Source organism: Nonomuraea marmarensis (assembly GCF_043197025.1).
GTDB lineage: Bacteria > Actinomycetota > Actinomycetes > Streptosporangiales > Streptosporangiaceae > Nonomuraea > Nonomuraea marmarensis.
Genome location: NZ_JBICRM010000002.1, coordinates 117,870 through 134,604, shown reverse-complemented (window position 1 = coordinate 134,604; position 16,735 = coordinate 117,870). Strand labels below are relative to the sequence as shown.

Below are 16,735 nucleotides of genomic sequence, written 5' to 3'. Positions count from 1 at the left end.
CGGTCAGTCGCGTTCGACCAGGGCCCGCCACTGGCGGACGAGACGCCACTCGACCGGATCCGACCAGCTCGCCCGTACGGCGGAGCCCACGTGGAAGGCGCGGATGCCGTAGTCCAGCAGCGCCGGTACGTGCACCGGCTTCAGTCCGCCACCGGCCAGGATGATCGAGCCGTCGCCCGCCTCGGCCCGGGTTCTCAGTACCTGCAGGCCCTTCCCCACCCCGGCGGGCGAGCCGGAGGTGAGCACGGTGGCGAGGTTGGGCAGCAGGCGCACGGCCCGCCAGGACGCCTGGACGTCGGCGGCATGATCGACGGCCCGGTGGAACGTCCACGGGAGCGGCGAGACGGCGTGGATGAGCGCCTCGGTGGCCACCAGATCGACGACGCCCGCACCGTCCAGGAACCCGAACACGAACCCCGCCGCCCCGGCCTGCGCCAGCGTCTTGGCGTCGCGCCGCAACCGGTCCAGGACGTCGGGATCGGCGGTGAAGTTGGCGTCGCAGCGCAGCATCACCATCTGCGGCAAGGGGCACTCCGCGGCGATCGCGGCCACCGTCTCGGGGGAGGGGGTCAGCCCGTCGGCCGCCATGTCGGCGACGACCTCCAGCCGATCGGCACCGCCCTGTTCCGCGGCCACGGCGTCGCGCACGGTCAGCGCGATCACCTCGAGCAGGGATCCGGTCATGCAGGAGAGGTTATATGGTGGTCTGTGCACTTGCGCCGGAAAGTTCCCTGCTAGCTGGGCTGGAGCACGGCGAACTGTCCGTCCCCACCAAGTGCGTGACGGATTAGCCCGCCGGCTCGGAGATCAGCGAAGTGCGGGCTGACGGTCTGGTCAGAGGTACCACAGCCCGGCGATGACATCGATCTCGTCGAGTGAGCGTTCCACGAAGGTATCGAGCACGCGCATGGCGTCGTTCGCCCTTCGCCAGCGCGGCCGCACCGGCCGCCGTCACCGCGGCCCTCCCACAAGGGAGGTGGCCGCGGACGGTGAGATCATTCTGCGTCTGTTCCGCGGGCGGCGGCACTCGCGGGCAACCCCAGCCGCCCAGACAGCCCACCTGACGCCCTGAGAGACGTCCAGACAAGTCCCCCGACCCCGCCCCTGCGCAACCGCTCCAGCCGGCCACCCTCGACCCGCTGAGGGCGCCACGGAGCCGCTATCCGGACGCGCACCACCCGGGCGGACGCACAGCGGGTGGGACGCCGGCCGCGCGGGACGAGTCGGCGCACGGCACGTGAGACGCGCAGCGTGAGGTGGCGAGCGGTGAGCGGGCAGACGTGGAGGTGTCCCGCAAGGGTGGTACACGTGCGGCGGCCCGGCCCCATGGTCGGAGCCGGGCCGTGGAACAGCGAGAACTTCTAGGCGCTGATCAGTTCCGCGATCGTGAGGTCACGGAAGGCCGTTGTCGACAGGTCTTCCGAGGGCCGTTCGAAGAGGGCGCCCGACGAGCGGTGGGGAAGATCCACCGTGCGAACGTGCCGGAAGCCGCGGCTGCGGTAGTAGTCCTGCAGCCGCCGGTTCCCCTTCGCGCAGTCGAGCCGCAGCTGGGGCAGGCCCGCGGCGTAGGCCGAGGCGCCGGCCCAGTCCAGGAGGGCGTCCCCGAGGCCGCTGCCCGACCACGGACGGGCCACGGTCAGCTTGTGGATGTAGAGGGCGGACGAGGGATCGTCGGATGGAGTCCAGAACTCCGGATCCGCGTGGTCGTCGAGAGCCATGGTGGCTACCGGCGGGGCGGATTCGTCGGGGTCGAGATACCTGAGCTCGTCGTCCAGCAGGAACAGCACCCGCTCCTCGATGAGCGGCTCGATCCGCTCAGGGCCGAACCCTCCGCGGGGCCACTGACGTACCCCCTGCGAATAGAGCCACTCGGCGGTGTCCGCGAGCAGCGTGAGTACGCCGGGAAGGTCCGAGGGTTCCGCCCGCCGGAGTGCGAGCGGATGAAGCAGGGTGTTTGTGTGCATAATACAACTCCCGTTGCCTTGGGTGTCCGCGCTAGTACACAGCGTGATGAGGCAATGTCGCGCAGGGGCGAAAAACGGCCATAACCCGATATGCATGGATAAATGGCGATTTAGGGGAGTATGCACGACTCCCCATGGCCAGCGAGGCGGCTATTTCTCGCTGCGCCCGGCCGGCGGGATCACCCCTTCAACCGAGCCCGTCAGCGGTGATCGAGCTCGTATCTGATCAAATGTTTGTCGGCGGGCAGCACCGACACCGCGACACGCACTGGCATGTCGGCCCCGTCGTATCCAACTCGGACATAGACCATGACTGGCGTGCCGAGCTCTAGTTGGAGGCGCTCGGCCTCCTCTTGGTTGGGCATGCGGGCCCAGATGTCGTCCACGACGCGTATCTGCGCATGGCCCAGCTCTTCCAGCACCCGGTTCGCCCCTCGCGCGATGTCTCCGGGCCTGGCGATCTCGGAGTCGGCAACCAGATCACGGGGAAAGTAGGAGTCGTTGGTGTTGTACGGCTGGCCGTCCACGAACCGCAGACGACGCCTCACCACGGCCAACTCCCCATCCGCCAACTCCAGCCTGCTGGCGATCTCCTCGACGGGAGAAACCGTCAGCACTTCAATGTACTGGCTTGGCGCGCGACCTTCCTGCGCAACGGCGTAGGCGAAGGCCTCTTTCAGTTCCCCAGTTGGTTGCGGCTCCAACTCCCGCTGCGGATAGATCAGCAGCGGCCTGCGGTCCCTGACCACCGTTCCGCGCCGCGGCGTGCGCGTAACGAGCCCTTCGTTGACGAGCTCTCCGAGGGCCAGCCTTACGGTGTTCCTGCTCACCCCATGGTCTTCCATGAGCTGTGCCTCGGTCGGAAGCTGTGCCCCGGGGCCGAGGACACCCGAGTAGATGGCTCGTCGCAACTCCGAAGCCACCTGCTGATACAGCACCGACCTTGCCACTTTCACCCCTTTTGTTCCAACAATTTAGACGATCTGGTTCTAGCAGGCCACAACCCCTTGACCAAACCCCGGCGACCGGCCCATCATCCATTCGTTGGTACAAATCCATCTAAAGGCCGGTGAGGGGGTGGAGGCCAGTGTTGCCGGTCCGCACGGGTACGCCGTACCTGCCCTGGCATGACCCTCGCGAAGCAACACGTTTACTGCGTTACGCGTTGCATCGCCAGGGGTTCACCCACACCTACCAGAGCAACGGCAACGGCATGTCCGTGCTATCGGTGTTGACTGAGCTGACCGTGTGGTGCAAGGACGGATCCTTTGTCTGGAACGAGGAGGGTGGCGCCCCCGTCACGCACCCCATTGATGACCCGGTTAGTGCAGCTCAACGCATCGCCGCACGTTACCGGTATCGCGAGCCTTCGCACTCCCCCACCGACTCCGTGAGCGAACCAACGGTCTAGGACTCCATCCCTCGCCGGAGTCCTGGCGCCGCCGCTCACGGGGCAGGAAGCGCGTCCTGGCGGGTCCCCCACGCCCGCCAGGGCGCGCCTTCCTCCAAGGGAACCGCCGATCGCCTCCCCCACGTGACTGTGGGGGTTTTTCGTTTCCGGGGGTGCGCGCGCCACCCGGGCCACCCGGGCCGCCCTGGCCGGCGCGGCGCCGCTCGCCACGACGAGAAGGTACGGCCGCCCGGGTGCTCCCGGCGACCGGCGGGCAGGCATGATCGTGACCCGTGACCTCGTGGTCACGCCTGACACCAAGTCCGAGCCACTCACGTCTAACCGCCGAATCCGAGCCGTCCGCGTTGACGTCTACTGCCTCATCATCGACCCTCAGAGCCCCACCTGGGGGCCGGTTCGTGATGGTGGGACTGGTGGGGTTTTAGGGTACCAATCCAATTTCCGGACCAAGAGAGCGAACCCGACGCAGTGAGCGGAGTGGAGGGCCGCAGGCACTCCACGGAGCGAATGAGGAGCGGTGAGTGACCAATGAGCATGAGTCAAGTAGCGGGAGGATTTGCGGTCGAACGGATAGGCATCCGGATTCCGGGCGTGGCGACGTCCTCATCCGGCCGCCCCGGGCTCCAGCCGACCAGGGTCAGGTCCTCGTCGACCCGGGTGTAGCAGGCCCGTACCCGCTCGCCGTACTCCGGGGGCCGCTCGCCGTGCCAGTTGCCGTAGACGAGACACCCCGGCACGGCCGCCAGCCTGACCATCACGACCAGGTAAGGAACCTGGAGCCCCGGCATGAACGGCTGGTGGTTGACGATCCAGCTCTCGACCACCCCTTCGGCCTCCACCTCCCGCCAATGCCACGCCTCCGTACGGCAGCCAGGACAGAACGCCCTGGCCGGGAACCGCGCCAGGCCGCAGGTGTCGCACTCCTGCACGGCGAACTCGTGCCTGCCGATCCGCTCCCACCACTGCCTGGAGTCCCGGTCGGGCTCGGGCCGGTAGGCCGCCATCACGCCCTCCTGAGGATCAGCGCCGAGGTGGCGGGCAGGACGTAGCCGGGCTGGGCCGTCGAGAGCGCCACCTCCGCCCCGCGCACCTGGCGGTCTCCCGCGTCGCCTCTGAGCTGGGATACCGCCTCGGCGATGTGGTTCATGCCGTGCACGTAGCCCTCCGACAGGAAACCGCCGTGCGTGTTGACCGGCAATGCGCCGTCCAGCGAGGTGGCGCCGGAGGCCACGTACGGGCCGCCCTCGCCCTTGCCGCAGAAGCCGTAGTCCTCGAGCTGGACGATCACCGAGTACGTGAAGCAGTCGTACACCTCCGCCACGTCGATGTCGCCGGGCCCGACCCCGGCCTGCGCGTACAGACGTGGGGCCAGGGCCGCGGCCGAGGTCACCGTGGGGTCGGTGGAGGGCCCGGAGAGGTGTGAGGTGCCGCCGCCCCAGGCCGCCGCCGAGATCAGGATCGGCGGACGGCGGAGGGAGCGGGCGTGTTCCGGCGTGGTGACGACCACGGCGCAGGCCCCGTCGGTCTCCAGGCAGCAGTCCAGCAGGCGGAACGGCTCCGCGATCCACCTGCTCGCCAGGTAGTCGTCCAGCGTGATGGGGGTGCGCATCATCGCCCTCGGGTTCTTGGCGGCGTTGGAACGCTGGGTGACCGCCAACTGCCCGAAGTGCTCGGCCTTGGTGCCATATTTCAGCATGTGGGCACGCGCGTACATGGCGTACTGCTGCGGCGGCGCGAAGAACCCGTACGGCGCCTGATATTGCACCTCCGGGCTCACCGGCACGCCACGGCCCGTGCCGCCCATGCGGAACTCCGAGCGGGCGTTGATGGCCCGGTAGCACACGACCGTCTCGGCCATCCCCGCCGCCACCGCCAGCGCGGCCTGGCCGACGACGGCGTGGGAGACGCTGCCGCCGCCGAACTGGTCCAGATGCCAGGCCAGATCCGCCAGCCCGAGGGCGGGGCCGACCAGCGTGGGCGGGGCCGAGTCGCCCACCCGGTGCGTGGCCAGGCCGTCCACGTCGTCGGGGGTCAGCCCCGCGTCCTCCAGCGCCGCGAGCACGGCGCGGCAGGCCAGCGTCAGGGTGCTGACGCCCGAGTCCTTGGTGAACGGGGTGTAGCCGACCCCGGCGATCGCGGTGCTGTCCCGGAAATCAAGCAAGCGCTTGGCCACAACCGTCACGGTAGGCCGGAAATTTCGCCCATGTCAACGCGCCGACCCTCTCACGCGTGAGCATCTCAAAGCGTGCGGCTTTCGACTTGACACGTTTTCCCGCTCGCCCTACCGTCCAAGCAAGCGCTTGGTAAGATGGGCGCAGTCGGTGGACGAGGAGGCGGACCATGAGCACACACGCTGCCCGGCTCATCGCGCCGGACGGCTGTCGCGGCCTTCCGACGCCCCATCAGCGCAGGATTCGCAACGGAGCCGCCATGCCGACGGGCCCATCCCCGCACAGCCCGAACGGCCACCTCGACAGCCGCCGCTTCCGGCAGGTGCTGGGCAGGTTCGCGACCGGCGTGGTGGCGATCACGGCGGTCGACCCGCTGGACGGCCGGCCGTACGGACTCGCGGCCAACTCGTTCACCTCGGTCTCGCTCAACCCGCCGCTGGTGGCGTTCTGCGTGGCGCACACCAGTACGAGCTGGCCCAAGGTACGCGGCGCCAAGGTCGTCACCGTTAACGTGCTGGCCGACGACCAGCAGGCCGTCTGCGCCCAGATGGCGGCCAAGGGCGGCGACAAGTTCGCGGGCCTGGAGTGGACCGGCTCCCCCGGCGGCAACCCGGTCCTCGAAGGGGCGCTGGCCTGGATCGACTGCGCCGTCGAGGCCGAGCATCTGGCGGGCGACCACGTGATCGTGGTGGCCCGGGTGCTCCAGCTCGACACGCACGCGGAAGGCGGCCCGCTGGTGTTCTTCCGCGGCGGGTACGGCGGCTTCGTTGAGCCTGACTGAAAACCCGGCCGGCCTTCGCGAGGAGGCCAGGGCGTGGCTGGCGGAGAGCCTGAGCGGCGAGTTCGCTCATGTCAGAGGGCTCGGCGGGCCAGGCCGCGAGCACGAGGGTTTCGAGCCGCGGCAGGCATGGGAGCGCCACCTCGGCAAAGCCGGCTGGACCTGCCTCGGCTGGCCCGAGCGGTACGGCGGCCGCGCCGCCTCCCTGGAGGACCAGGTGGCCTTCCACGAGGAGTACGCCAGAGCCGACGCCCCCGCCAGGGTCGGCCACATCGGCGAGGGCCTGATCGGCCCGACCATCCTCGAATTCGGCACCGACGAGCAGAAGGACCGCTTCCTGCCCCCGATCCAGCGGGGCGACGAGCTGTGGTGCCAGGGCTACTCCGAACCCGAGGCCGGATCCGACCTGGCGAACGTCCAGACCAGGGCGCACCTGGAAGCCGGCGAGTGGTTGATCACCGGCCAGAAGGTGTGGACCTCGCTGGCGCACGTGGCCGACTGGTGCTTCGTCCTGTGCCGTACCGAACCGGGCTCACAACGGCATCGCGGGTTGTCGTACCTGCTCGTTCCCATGGATCAGCCCGGCGTCGTGGTCCGGCCGATCGTGCAGCTCACCGGCACCTCCGAGTTCAACGAGGTGTTCTTCGACGGCGCGCGCACGGCGGCGGGGAACGTGCTCGGCGAGCCCGGCGACGGCTGGCGGGTGGCGATGGCCACGCTGGGCTACGAGCGCGGCGCGTCCACGCTCGGGCAGCAGATCGGGTTCAGGCGGGAGCTGGCCAAGGTGATCGAGACGGCCCGGCGGACCGGCGCGGCCGGCGATCCCGTCCTGCGCGACAGGCTCGTCAGGTCGTGGCTGGAGCTGGAGATCATGCGGCTCAACGCGCTCAGGATGTTGCGCCCGGAGCCCGGTCCCGAGGTGTCGATCGCCAAGTTGTACTGGTCGGAGTGGCATCGCAGGCTGGGCGGGCTGGCGCAGGCCGTACAGGGGAAGGCTGGGTTGATCGCCGGAGGAGAGCTGCAGCGGCTCTACCTGTTCAGCCGGGCGGACACGATCTATGCCGGTTCCAGCGAGATCCAGCGGAACATCATCGCCGAGCGCACCCTGGGACTCCCCCGCTGATTGGAGCACGGATGCCTCCCTACCCGAAGGCGCACGGCCTGCTGGACGGAAAGGTGACGCTGGTCACGGCGGCCGCGGGCGCGGGCATCGGCTACGCGACGGCCAGGCGCTGCGCCGAGGAGGGCGCCACGATCGTGGTCTCGGACCGGCACGAGCGCCGCCTGGCCGCCGCCGCCGAGGCGCTCACCGAGCTCACCGGCGTCAAACCACTCGCCGTCCCGTGCGACGTGACCTCGGAGGCGCAGGTGCTGGCGCTGTTCGACGCGGTGGTCGAGGCGCACGGCCGGCTCGACGTGGTGGTCAACAACGCCGGACTCGGCGGTACGGCCCCGCTCGCCGAGATGTCCGACGACCAGTGGCGCGCGGTCGTCGACGTCACCCTGACCGGCACCATGCGCTGCACCAGGGCCGCGCTGCGGCAGATGATCGCCCAGGGCTCCGGCGTCATCGTGAACAACGCGTCGGTGGTGGGCTGGCGGGCCCAGCGGGGCCAGTCCCACTACGCGGCGGCCAAGGCCGGAGTGATGGCCCTGACCAGGTGCGTCGCGCTGGAGGCCGCCGAGCACGGCGTACGGGTCAACGCGGTGGCGCCGTCGCTGGCGGTGCACCCGTTCCTGGCGAAGGTGACCAGCGAGGAGCTGCTGGCGGAGCTGGCGGCCAAGGAGGCGTTCGGACGGTCGGCGGAGCCCTGGGAGGTGGCGAACGTGATCGTCTTCCTGGCCAGCGACTACTCCTCGTACATGACGGGAGAGGTCGTCTCGGTCTCCTCGCAACATCCCTGACCCGCCCCTCACCTGGCCCTGTCAGGGAAAGATCGGGGTAGGCGGAAGGGGGTCCGGGATCTACTGTCCGGAGTATGGCCACACGCTCTTCCTTCCTGCTCAACGTCCTCATGACGGAGTTCGGCCAGTCGATCAAGCGAGACCCCGCCGCGTTTAGGCGGAAATTTCGGAAAATGGCGGCTTCCCCCTTCGCCTTCTACCGGGGCAGCGCGGCCCTGTTCTACGCGGACATGACCGGCACGTTCGCGGACGAGTCCTACCTCGACGAGCCGACCAGCAGGGTATGGATCCACGGCGACCTGCACGCGGAGAACTTCGGCACCTACATGAACGCCTCCGGCGTCCTCGTCTTCAACGTCAACGACTTCGACGAGGCGTACGTGGGCCCGTACGTCTGGGACCTCAAGCGGTTCGCGGCCAGCGTGGCCCTGATCGGGTACGCCAAGGCGCTCTCCGACGACTCGATCAGCGTGCTCGTGACCGACTTCGCGGGTGCGTACCTGGTCGAGCTGGCCGCGATCGCGGGCGGCGGGGACGACGCGGTCGGCTCGCTCACGCTCGACACCACCAGCGGCGTGCTGCACCGGGTGCTCCAGACGGCGCGGCTCAACACGCGGGTGGCGATGCTGGACGTCGAGACCGTGATCGACGACTACGACCGGCGTTTCGCGCTCATGGAGGGCCGGGAGAGCGTGGACGCGGCGACCACGCGGGCCGTGCTGGCCGCGTTCGAGGACTATCTGGGCACGCTGCCGGTGCATGCCAACCCCGTCGAGCATGTGATCAAGGACGTGGCGCTGCGCAAGGGCGTGGGGATCGGGTCCGCGGGGCTGCCCTCGTACAACCTGCTGCTCGAAGGGCGCTCGCAGGCGCTGGAGAACGACGTCATCCTCTACATGAAGCAGGCGGCGGTGCCCGCGGTGGCGCGGCACGTCACCGATGAGAAGGTGGCCTCCTACTTCCTGCACCAGGGGCATCGCACGGCCGAGTCCCAGCGGGCGCTGCAGGCCTACGCCGATCCCTGGCTCGGCTACACCACGCTCAACGGGGTCGGGCAGCTCGTGGCCGAGGTGTCGCCGTACTCGGCCGACCTGGACTGGGACGATGTGAACGAGCCGGCGGAGCTGCGCTCGATCGTGCAGGACCTGGGGCGGGCGGTGGCGCGCATGCACGCGGTGGCCGACGACGAGTCCAGCCACGACCTCGTCGACTTCTCGACGGAGGAGGCGATCGTGAGGGTGATCGGCAACGACAGGTCCGGATTTATCGGGATGCTGGTGGATTTTGCCCATCGTTATGGGGCGCAGGCCCGGGGAGATCATCAAAGGTTCGTCGACCTGTTCCGCAACGGGCGTCTCCCTGGCGTCTGAACCGCCGGTGGCTACCGACCGTTTGGTATGGCATGCTGCCGGAACATGACTCTGTTCTCGGTGGAAGGCAAGACGGTCGTCGTCACGGGTGGTTCGCGGGGAATCGGGCGTATGATCGCCGCCGGGTTCGTCGCGGCGGGGGCGACCGTGCACATCTCCGCCCGCAAGACGGCCGAGGTCGAGAAGACGGCCGCCGAGCTGGGATGTTCCGCCGTACCCGCTGATCTGTCCACGCCTGAGGGCATCGAGACGCTGGTCGCGGCGGTGGACGGGCCGCTGCACGTGCTGGTGAACAACGCGGGGGCGGCCTGGGGCGCGCCGCTGGAGGAGTATCCCGAGCACGCCTTCGACAAGCTCTGGAACATCAACGTCAAAGGCGTCTTCTACCTGACTCAGAAGTTCCTGCCGCAGCTCAGGGAGGCGGCCAGCGCCGACGACCCGGCGCGGGTGATCAACGTGGGCTCGATCGACGGCATCAGGGTGCCCGGGCTGCCGAACTACGCCTACTCCTCGACGAAGTCCGCCGTGCACATGCTGACCCGGCACCTCGCCAAGGACCTGGCGAAGGAGCACATCACGGTCAACGCCATCGCTCCTGGGCCCTTCGACTCGAAGATGATGGCGTTCGCGCTGGACGACCCGGCCACCAGGGAGGTCATCGCCTCGAACGTGCCCCTGGGGCGCATCGGCCGTCCCGACGACATGGCGGGCGCGGCGATCTACCTGGCCTCGCGCGCAGGGGCGTACCTGACCGGCGCGGTCATCCCCGTGGACGGTGGGATCTCCTGCTGATCAGGCACGCCCCCGGCGCGGCGCGAGCCGGGCCATGGCGGGCCCGGCTCGCGCTCATCAAGGACGCGACCGCGGTCTGGCGGTCCGCGGCGCGACCCTGACTAGTCGACCACGTCGTCGACCGCCACGTAGCTGCCGTTGCTCGCGGTCACGGCGTTGCCGTTGACGTTGTTGACGCTGGTCGCGCCGTGGCCGCTCACATTGGTGTTGACGACGTTGCCGAAGTTGTTGCCCGACTGCGAGGAGTCGTTGTTGGTGCTGGAGTTGCCGGCGTTGGTATCCGCGTACGCGGGGGCCGACAGCAGGGTCACGCCGGCCGCGGCGGCGATGAGGCCGGTCACGCAGAGCTTCTTCATCATGTCGTGTCCTTTCGATCTTTCAGTTTCGGACGTCAGACGGTCAGTCGAAGATGTAGGTCACCGTGATGCCGCCGTTGGTGGCGGTGGGGGCGATGCCGTTGACGTTGTTGACGTTGGTCGAGTCGTCCTCGCCGCGGTTGACGGCGAAGACGTCACCGAAGTTGTTTCCGGACTGGGACGAGTCCCTGTTGCCGCTCCGGTTGCTGGACCAGTTGTCACTGCTCCAGGGGCCGGACCAGTCGTCGTCAGCGTGAGCGGGGACAGCCAGTAGTGCGCCGCCGGCGGCCACTGCCACCACGGCCGCGGCGGCGCACACCCTTTTGATCACTTCTGCTCCTTCGCCAGTGGGGGAAGCCCTTCAGGGCGGCGGAGCACCACGGGCCCATGGCACACACCACCACCCCTTTGACTTCGTTTGACCCCATGAGGTCAAGACCAGTGTGAGCCTATAACTATGCGTTGTCGTTTGATAGCAGTAAGTGACCAGAACATTGTTCGGCGAATACGCTGACACTAGATGTCAGCGACCTGGGCATAACGTCCGCGGCATGATCTACGAGCTGCGGCGGTACACGATGCGTCCTGGGCGGCGGGACACGTTGATCGAGCTGTTCGAGCGGGAGTTCGTCGAGGGGCAGGAGGCGACCGGGATGCGGGTCACCGGCTCGTTCCGGAACCCGGACGCGCCCGACATGTTCCCCTGGTTGCGGGCTTTTGCCGATATGCCCACCCGGCGGGCCGCGCTGCACGCCTTCTACAGCGGACCCGTGTGGCTGGCCAACCGGGACGCCGCCAACGCCACGCTGATCGACTCGGACGACGTGCTCCTGCTCCACTCCGTGGGGTCCGCGGAGCCGCCCGCCTGGGAGCGGCCGCCCGTCGGCGCCGCAGAGCCGCCCTCATCCTTGTACGTCGCCACGATCTACCACGTCGAGGACGGGTTCGCCGCGTTCTTCGCCCGGGAGGCCGTTCCGGCGCTGACCGAGGCGGGGGTGCCGCCGATCGGCTGCCTGGAGAGCGAGCACTCGCCGAACGACTATCCCCGGTTGCCGGTGCGTACCGGGGAGAACGTGTTCGTATGGTTCGCCCGGTTCGAGACAGCGGAGGAGGAGCGGGAGGTGGATCTGCCGATGCTCAAGCCCCGCCTCACCGCCGCGCCCGAACGCCTCCGCCTCCGCCCGACGGCCCGCTCGGCGATGCGCTGATTTCACCCTGAAGCGAGGTGGCGCCAGGCGGGGATCTCGCCGCCGCCGTCCACCCGCACCTCCGCGCCGGTCACGTAGCCGGGCGCCGCCAGCCACAGGCACGCCTGGGCCACGTCTTCGGGGGTCGCCATCCGGCCCGCGGGGACGGCGGCACCGATCCGCTCGTACCCGGTGTCCGGGCCGCCGTAGTGGTCGGCGGCGTTCTCCGTGGCGGCCAGGCCGACCACGACCGTGTTGACCCGTACCTCCGGGGCCCATTCGGCGGCCAGGCAGCGGGCCAGGTGGTGCAGCCCGGCCTTGGCGGCGCCGTACGCGGAGGTGCCGGGTGAGGGGCGGGCGCCGCCGGCGCTGCCGATCATCACGATCGCCCCGCCGGCGGCGGCGAGTAGGGGGTACGCGCGCTGGGAGACCAGCAGCGGCGCCGTCAGGTTGAGCTCGATGACGCGGGCGTGCAGGCGCGGCGAGGTGCCCTCCAGCGGCGCGTACGGCGAGCCGCCCGCGTTGTTGACCACCACGTCGAGCCGCTCGAACCCGGAGATGAGCCGGTCGACGTCCTCGGGGACGCGCACATCCGCCTGCACGAAACGGATCTTGCTGCTCTCGGCAGGCGTGCGGGCGCAGATGGTCACCTCGGCGCCCGCGTCGCGGAACGCCTGCGCGATGCCGGCGCCGATGCCCTTGGTGCCGCCTGTCACCAGGACGGACTTGCCCGTGTAGTCGTAAGTCACGGTCACGGGTGCTACCGTACCAAGCAAGCGTTAGGTGCGACCAGGGAGCAGGATGGGGATCACACTACGGGCCGGGCCGATCGCCGAGGTGGTCGTGGACGTGCCGCCGGTGAACGCGTTGACCGTGCGGGCCTGGGAAGAGCTGGCGGAGGCGGTGCGGGCGGCCGGGCGCGACCCGGAGACCAGGGTGGTGGTGCTGCGGGCCGAGGGGCGCGGGTTCAACGCCGGGGTCGATATCAAGGAGATCCAGGCCGAGGGGCACACGGCGCTGGTGGGGGCCAATCGGGCGTGTTATGCGGCGTTCGCGGCGGTCTATGAGTGCGCGGTGCCGGTGATCGCGGCCGTGCACGGGTACTGCCTGGGCGGCGGCGTCGGCCTGGCCGGGAACGCCGACGTCGTGGTGGCGAGCGAGGACGCCTACTTCGGGCTGCCCGAGGTGGACAGGGGCGCGCTGGGCGCGGCCACGCACCTGGCCAGGCTGGTGCCGCAGCACCTGATGCGGGCCATGGTCTACACCTGTAGGAACGTCACGGCCGCCGAACTGCGCGCGTTCGGCTCGGTGCTGGAGGTGGTGCCGCGCGACCAACTGCGGGACACGGCGATGGAGGTGGCGGGGCAGATCGCCGCCAAGGACCCGTACGTGATCCGCCGCGCCAAGGAGTCGCTCAACGGCATCGACCCCGTGGATGTCAACCGCAGCTACCGCTTCGAGCAGGGCTTCACCTTCGAGCTGAACCTCATGGGCGCCGGCGACCGGCACAGGGAGCGATTCACGTGACCAGCATTCGCGTTGGCAAGGTCATGTCCGCCGAGGAGGTCGCGGCCTCGGTCGAGAGCGGGATGACGATCGGGATCGGCGGCTGGGGCTCGCGCCGCAAGCCCATGGCCCTGGTGCACGCCCTCCTCCGCACCCCCGCCGACGACCTCACGATCATCTCGTACGGCGGCCCCGACGTCGGCATGTTGTGCGCGGCGCGGAAGGTGCGCAGGGTCGTGGCCCCGTTCGTCACGCTCGACTCCATCCCCCTGGAGCCCCATTTCCGGCGCGCCCGGCAGGCGGGGGAGGTCGAGTTCGTGGAGTACGACGAGGGGATGTTCATGTTCGGGCTGCTGGCGGGGGCGCATCGGCTGCCGTTCCTGCCTACCCGGGCGGGGCTGGGGTCGGATGTGCTGCGGGTCAATCCGGGGTTGCGGACGGTGCGGTCGCCGTACGAGGACGGGGAGGAGCTGGTGGCGGTGCCGGCGCTGACCATGGACGTGGCGCTGGTGCACCTGAACCGGGCCGATTCACGAGGGAACGCGCAGTATCTGGGGCCGGATCCGTACTTCGACGATCTTTACGCGAAGGCGGCGGGGCGGTGTTACGTGTCGTGCGAGCGGGTGGTGGACACGGCGGACCTGCTCAAGGAAGGGCCTGTGCAGTCGTTGCTGATCAGCCGGTCGATGGTGGCGGGGGTCGTGGAGGCGCCGGGCGGGGCAGGGTTCACCTCGTGCGAGCCCGACTACGGGCGGGACGAGGCGCGGCAGCGGCGGTATGCGGAGACGCCCTGGGAGGAGTTCCATGAGCAGGGCTGATGTGTGCGTGGTGGCGTGCGCGGAGGCGTTCAGGGGTGACGGGGAGATCCTTGCGGCGGGGATCGGCGGGGCGGTCACGGTGCTGGGGGCGCGGCTGGCGCGGCTGACGTTCGAGCCCGACCTGCTCACGAACGACGGCGTCTGCCTGCTCACCGGTGACGTGCCCGCGCTGGGCCGGGCGCCCGAGGTGGTGGAGGGGTGGCTGCCGTTCAGGGACCATCTGTGGCTGGTGCTGAACGGGCGGCGGCACGTCATGCTCGGGGCGAGCCAGATCGACCGGTACGGCAACACGAACATCTCCTGCATCGGCGACTGGGCGCGGCCCAAGGCTCAACTACTTGGCGTGCGGGGCGCGCCGGGGAACACGCGATGCGATCCGACGAGCTACTGGATCCCCCGGCACTCTCCCCGAGTATTCGTGCGGGAGGTGGACATGGTCAGCGGAATCGGGACCGACAGGGGGGCTTTCAACCTGCGCTGCGTGATCACTGATCTGGCCGTACTGGACTTCCGGACGGCTGACGGGTCGATGCGGCTGGTCTCCGTACATCCTGGGGTGACCGTGGACGAGGTGGTGGCCGCGACCGGGTTCGATCTCGACATTCCCCGAAATGTCGCCCAGACGCGCGAGCCGACTCCCGAGGAGCTGCGCGTCCTGGACCGGCTCGACCCCTCGCGGACGCGCGACCGGGAGGTCCCGGCGTGAGGACCGCGCTGACGTCCCTGGTCGGGTGCCGGCATCCGATCGTGCAGACCGGGATGGGGTATGTCGCGGGCGCCCGGCTGGCGGCGGCCACGTCCCAGGCGGGCGGGCTGGGCGTGATCGGGGCGGCGACCATGTCGGTGACCGAGATGACCTCGGCGATCAGGAAGGTGAAGGAACGCACGGATGCGCCGTTCGGGGTGAACATCCGGTCCGACGCCGACGACGCCGCCGAGCGGGTGGAGGTGATGATCAGGGAGGGTGTCCGGGTGGCGTCGTTCGCGCAGGCGCCCCGGCGGGAGCTGGTCGCCCGGCTCAAGGACGCGGGTGTGGTGACGATCCCGTCGGTGGGGGCGCGCCGGCACGCGGAGAAGGTGGCCGGGTGGGGTGTGGACGCGGTGATCGTCCAGGGGGGCGAGGGGGGCGGCCACACGGGGCCCGTCGCCACGACGCTGCTGTTGCCGCAGGTCGTGGACGCGGTGGACATTCCGGTGATCGCCGCCGGTGGGTTCTTCGACGGGCGGGGGCTGGTGGCGGCGCTGGCCTATGGGGCCTGCGGGATCGCCATGGGGACCCGGTTCCTGCTGACCAGTGACTCTCCGGTGCCCGATGAGGTCAAGAAGTCGTACCTGGCGGCGCGGGACACGGTGGTGACCACCAGGGTGGATGGGGTGCCGCACCGGATGCTCAGCACGCCGTTCGTGGCCTCGCTGGAGCGGTCGCGGCTGGTCAGGGCCCTGGTGAACGGGGCCAGGTTCAAGCGGCTGTCGGGGCTCTCGTGGGCGGAGATGCTCCGCGAGGGCCGCCGGATGAGGCACGGGCGGGATCTGTCGTGGGCGCAGGTGCTCCAGGCGGCCAACACGCCGATGCTGCTGCGGGCGGCCATGGTGGACGGGCGGGCCGATCTGGGGGTGATGGCGTCGGGGCAGGTGGTGGGGGTGATCGACGATCTGCCGTCGTGCCGGGAACTGATCGACCGCATCATCGCCGAAGCCGAAGCCACCCTGACCCGCCTCGCACCGCCCCGAGAGCCGCCCGCCCTCACATGACGGCGATGCCGCGGGCGCCTCGCACCGCCCCGCCCGCGCTCACAGGACGGTGATGCCGCGGGCGGCGAGGATGGCGTTGGCCTGGGTCTGGTTGATGATGGCGCCCCCGAACGCCCGCAGCTTGGCGTCGTCCGGCTGGCCCAGGTCCGCCCCGCGCAGGTCGGCCTTGGTGAACTTGGTGTTCAGCAACCGCGTCCCGATCAGGCGGCAGTCGCTGAACGTGGCCTCCGTGAAGTCGCAGCCCGACAGATCCGCGTCGTCGAAGCGCACGCCCTCGATGAACTCCGCGCGCAACGAGCAGCCGCCGAGGTTGGCCAGGGTCAGGTTCGAGCGGGCCACCTTGAAGCCCGTGCCACGGGAAGCTGTCAGCGCGGCGCCGATCATGCGGCAGCCGGTGAAGGAGACGTCCGTCAGGAGCGCCCCGCCGAACTGGGCCGAGGACAGGTCAACGTCCGTGAACGTGCCGTCGATCAGGTCCGCGTCATTGAAGCGGATGCGCATCCCGCCCCCGCCTGCGAACGAAGCCCCGTCGAGGTCGGCCTTGCGGAAGTCGGTCTGGTCCAGCACGCACGACTCGAAGCGCGCCCCCGCCAGCGAGGCGCCCCACAGGTCCGCCTCCGTGAGGTCGCAGTCGCGGAAGACGTGCGTCTCCTCCGGTGAGAGCCGGTCGGACAGTGCTTTGTGTGAGAGGTCTTCGCCGTCGAAGTTCACGGTGTCCAAGGGTA

General features: G+C 69.6%; 19 protein-coding genes. 10 read left to right on the top strand and 9 right to left on the bottom strand.

Annotated elements, in window-relative coordinates; translation table 11 throughout:
- Positions 1-3: 3 nt before the first annotated feature.
- The 5 genes from ACFLIM_RS03625 to ACFLIM_RS03605 form a co-directional block, all read right to left on the bottom strand.
- Positions 4-684 carry a copper homeostasis protein CutC gene (locus tag ACFLIM_RS03625; protein WP_393161847.1) on the bottom strand — a complete coding sequence of 227 codons (681 nt, stop codon included), beginning with the start codon at positions 682-684 and terminating at the stop codon, positions 4-6.
- A 677-nt stretch (positions 685-1,361) separates the two neighbouring features.
- On the bottom strand, positions 1,362-1,964 hold the full coding sequence (locus ACFLIM_RS03620; RefSeq protein ID WP_393161845.1) for a GNAT family N-acetyltransferase: 603 nt from the start codon (positions 1,962-1,964) through the stop codon (positions 1,362-1,364).
- A gap of 200 nt (positions 1,965-2,164) precedes the next feature.
- Positions 2,165-2,914, bottom strand: a complete 750-nt coding sequence (locus tag ACFLIM_RS03615) for a GntR family transcriptional regulator (protein ID WP_393161843.1) — start codon at positions 2,912-2,914, stop codon at positions 2,165-2,167.
- Positions 2,915-3,914: 1,000 nt separating this feature from the next.
- Complete coding sequence (locus ACFLIM_RS03610) at positions 3,915-4,379, bottom strand: Zn-ribbon domain-containing OB-fold protein (protein WP_393161841.1); 465 nt, start codon at positions 4,377-4,379, stop codon at positions 3,915-3,917.
- Positions 4,379-5,548, bottom strand: a complete 1,170-nt coding sequence (locus tag ACFLIM_RS03605) for a thiolase C-terminal domain-containing protein (RefSeq protein WP_393161839.1) — start codon at positions 5,546-5,548, stop codon at positions 4,379-4,381. Before ACFLIM_RS03605 ends, ACFLIM_RS03610 begins: the two co-directional genes overlap by 1 nt.
- Positions 5,549-5,715: 167 nt before the next feature.
- On the opposite strand from ACFLIM_RS03605, the gene ACFLIM_RS03600 reads away from it, so the two are divergent.
- From ACFLIM_RS03600 to ACFLIM_RS03580, 5 genes are all read left to right on the top strand, one after another.
- On the top strand, positions 5,716-6,327 hold the full coding sequence (locus ACFLIM_RS03600; protein WP_449291460.1) for a flavin reductase family protein: 612 nt from the start codon (positions 5,716-5,718) through the stop codon (positions 6,325-6,327).
- The gene (locus ACFLIM_RS03595; protein ID WP_393161837.1) at positions 6,314-7,447 is read left to right on the top strand and encodes an acyl-CoA dehydrogenase family protein; all 1,134 of its coding nucleotides are present in this window, start codon (positions 6,314-6,316) and stop codon (positions 7,445-7,447) included. Before ACFLIM_RS03600 ends, ACFLIM_RS03595 begins: the two co-directional genes overlap by 14 nt.
- An 11-nt stretch (positions 7,448-7,458) precedes the next feature.
- Positions 7,459-8,229, top strand: a complete 771-nt coding sequence (locus ACFLIM_RS03590; protein WP_393161835.1) for an SDR family oxidoreductase — start codon at positions 7,459-7,461, stop codon at positions 8,227-8,229.
- A 74-nt stretch (positions 8,230-8,303) separates the two neighbouring features.
- Positions 8,304-9,599 carry a DUF2252 domain-containing protein gene (locus tag ACFLIM_RS03585; RefSeq protein ID WP_393161833.1) on the top strand — a complete coding sequence of 432 codons (1,296 nt, stop codon included), beginning with the start codon at positions 8,304-8,306 and terminating at the stop codon, positions 9,597-9,599.
- Positions 9,600-9,644: 45 nt separating this feature from the next.
- A complete protein-coding gene (locus tag ACFLIM_RS03580) occupies positions 9,645-10,391 on the top strand; it encodes an SDR family oxidoreductase (RefSeq protein WP_393161831.1) in 747 nt (248 codons plus the stop codon).
- A gap of 101 nt (positions 10,392-10,492) precedes the next feature.
- Here the strand turns inward: ACFLIM_RS03580 and ACFLIM_RS03575 are convergent, their stop codons facing one another.
- Positions 10,493-10,750, bottom strand: coding sequence for a hypothetical protein (locus ACFLIM_RS03575; RefSeq protein ID WP_393161829.1), 258 nt, complete (start codon positions 10,748-10,750; stop codon positions 10,493-10,495).
- 40 nt (positions 10,751-10,790) lie between these two features.
- Positions 10,791-11,078: a hypothetical protein gene (locus tag ACFLIM_RS03570; protein WP_393161828.1), complete on the bottom strand. Its 288-nt coding sequence runs from the start codon at positions 11,076-11,078 to the stop codon at positions 10,791-10,793.
- 220 nt (positions 11,079-11,298) lie between these two features.
- Here ACFLIM_RS03570 and ACFLIM_RS03565 point away from each other — a divergent pair, with 220 nt between their 5' ends.
- Entirely contained in the window at positions 11,299-11,955 is a 657-nt protein-coding gene (locus ACFLIM_RS03565; RefSeq protein WP_393161826.1) for an NIPSNAP family protein, read from the top strand.
- Between the two features lie 2 nt (positions 11,956-11,957).
- Here the strand turns inward: ACFLIM_RS03565 and ACFLIM_RS03560 are convergent, their stop codons facing one another.
- Positions 11,958-12,689: an SDR family oxidoreductase gene (locus ACFLIM_RS03560; RefSeq protein ID WP_393161824.1), complete on the bottom strand. Its 732-nt coding sequence runs from the start codon at positions 12,687-12,689 to the stop codon at positions 11,958-11,960.
- A gap of 46 nt (positions 12,690-12,735) precedes the next feature.
- On the opposite strand from ACFLIM_RS03560, the gene ACFLIM_RS03555 reads away from it, so the two are divergent.
- From ACFLIM_RS03555 to ACFLIM_RS03540, 4 genes are read left to right on the top strand one after another with little or no spacing between them, the layout of a single operon-like run.
- A complete protein-coding gene (locus ACFLIM_RS03555; protein ID WP_393161822.1) occupies positions 12,736-13,461 on the top strand; it encodes an enoyl-CoA hydratase family protein in 726 nt (241 codons plus the stop codon).
- Positions 13,462-13,484: 23 nt separating this feature from the next.
- Positions 13,485-14,258, top strand: a complete 774-nt coding sequence (locus ACFLIM_RS03550; protein WP_393162506.1) for a CoA transferase subunit A — start codon at positions 13,485-13,487, stop codon at positions 14,256-14,258.
- Entirely contained in the window at positions 14,245-14,964 is a 720-nt protein-coding gene (locus ACFLIM_RS03545; RefSeq protein WP_393161820.1) for a CoA-transferase subunit beta, read from the top strand. Before ACFLIM_RS03550 ends, ACFLIM_RS03545 begins: the two co-directional genes overlap by 14 nt.
- The gene (locus ACFLIM_RS03540; protein WP_393161818.1) at positions 14,961-16,010 is read left to right on the top strand and encodes an NAD(P)H-dependent flavin oxidoreductase; all 1,050 of its coding nucleotides are present in this window, start codon (positions 14,961-14,963) and stop codon (positions 16,008-16,010) included. Before ACFLIM_RS03545 ends, ACFLIM_RS03540 begins: the two co-directional genes overlap by 4 nt.
- A 39-nt stretch (positions 16,011-16,049) precedes the next feature.
- Here ACFLIM_RS03540 and ACFLIM_RS03535 read toward each other — a convergent pair whose 3' ends face one another.
- Complete coding sequence (locus ACFLIM_RS03535; RefSeq protein ID WP_393161816.1) at positions 16,050-16,721, bottom strand: pentapeptide repeat-containing protein; 672 nt, start codon at positions 16,719-16,721, stop codon at positions 16,050-16,052.
- Positions 16,722-16,735: the final 14 nt, after the last annotated feature.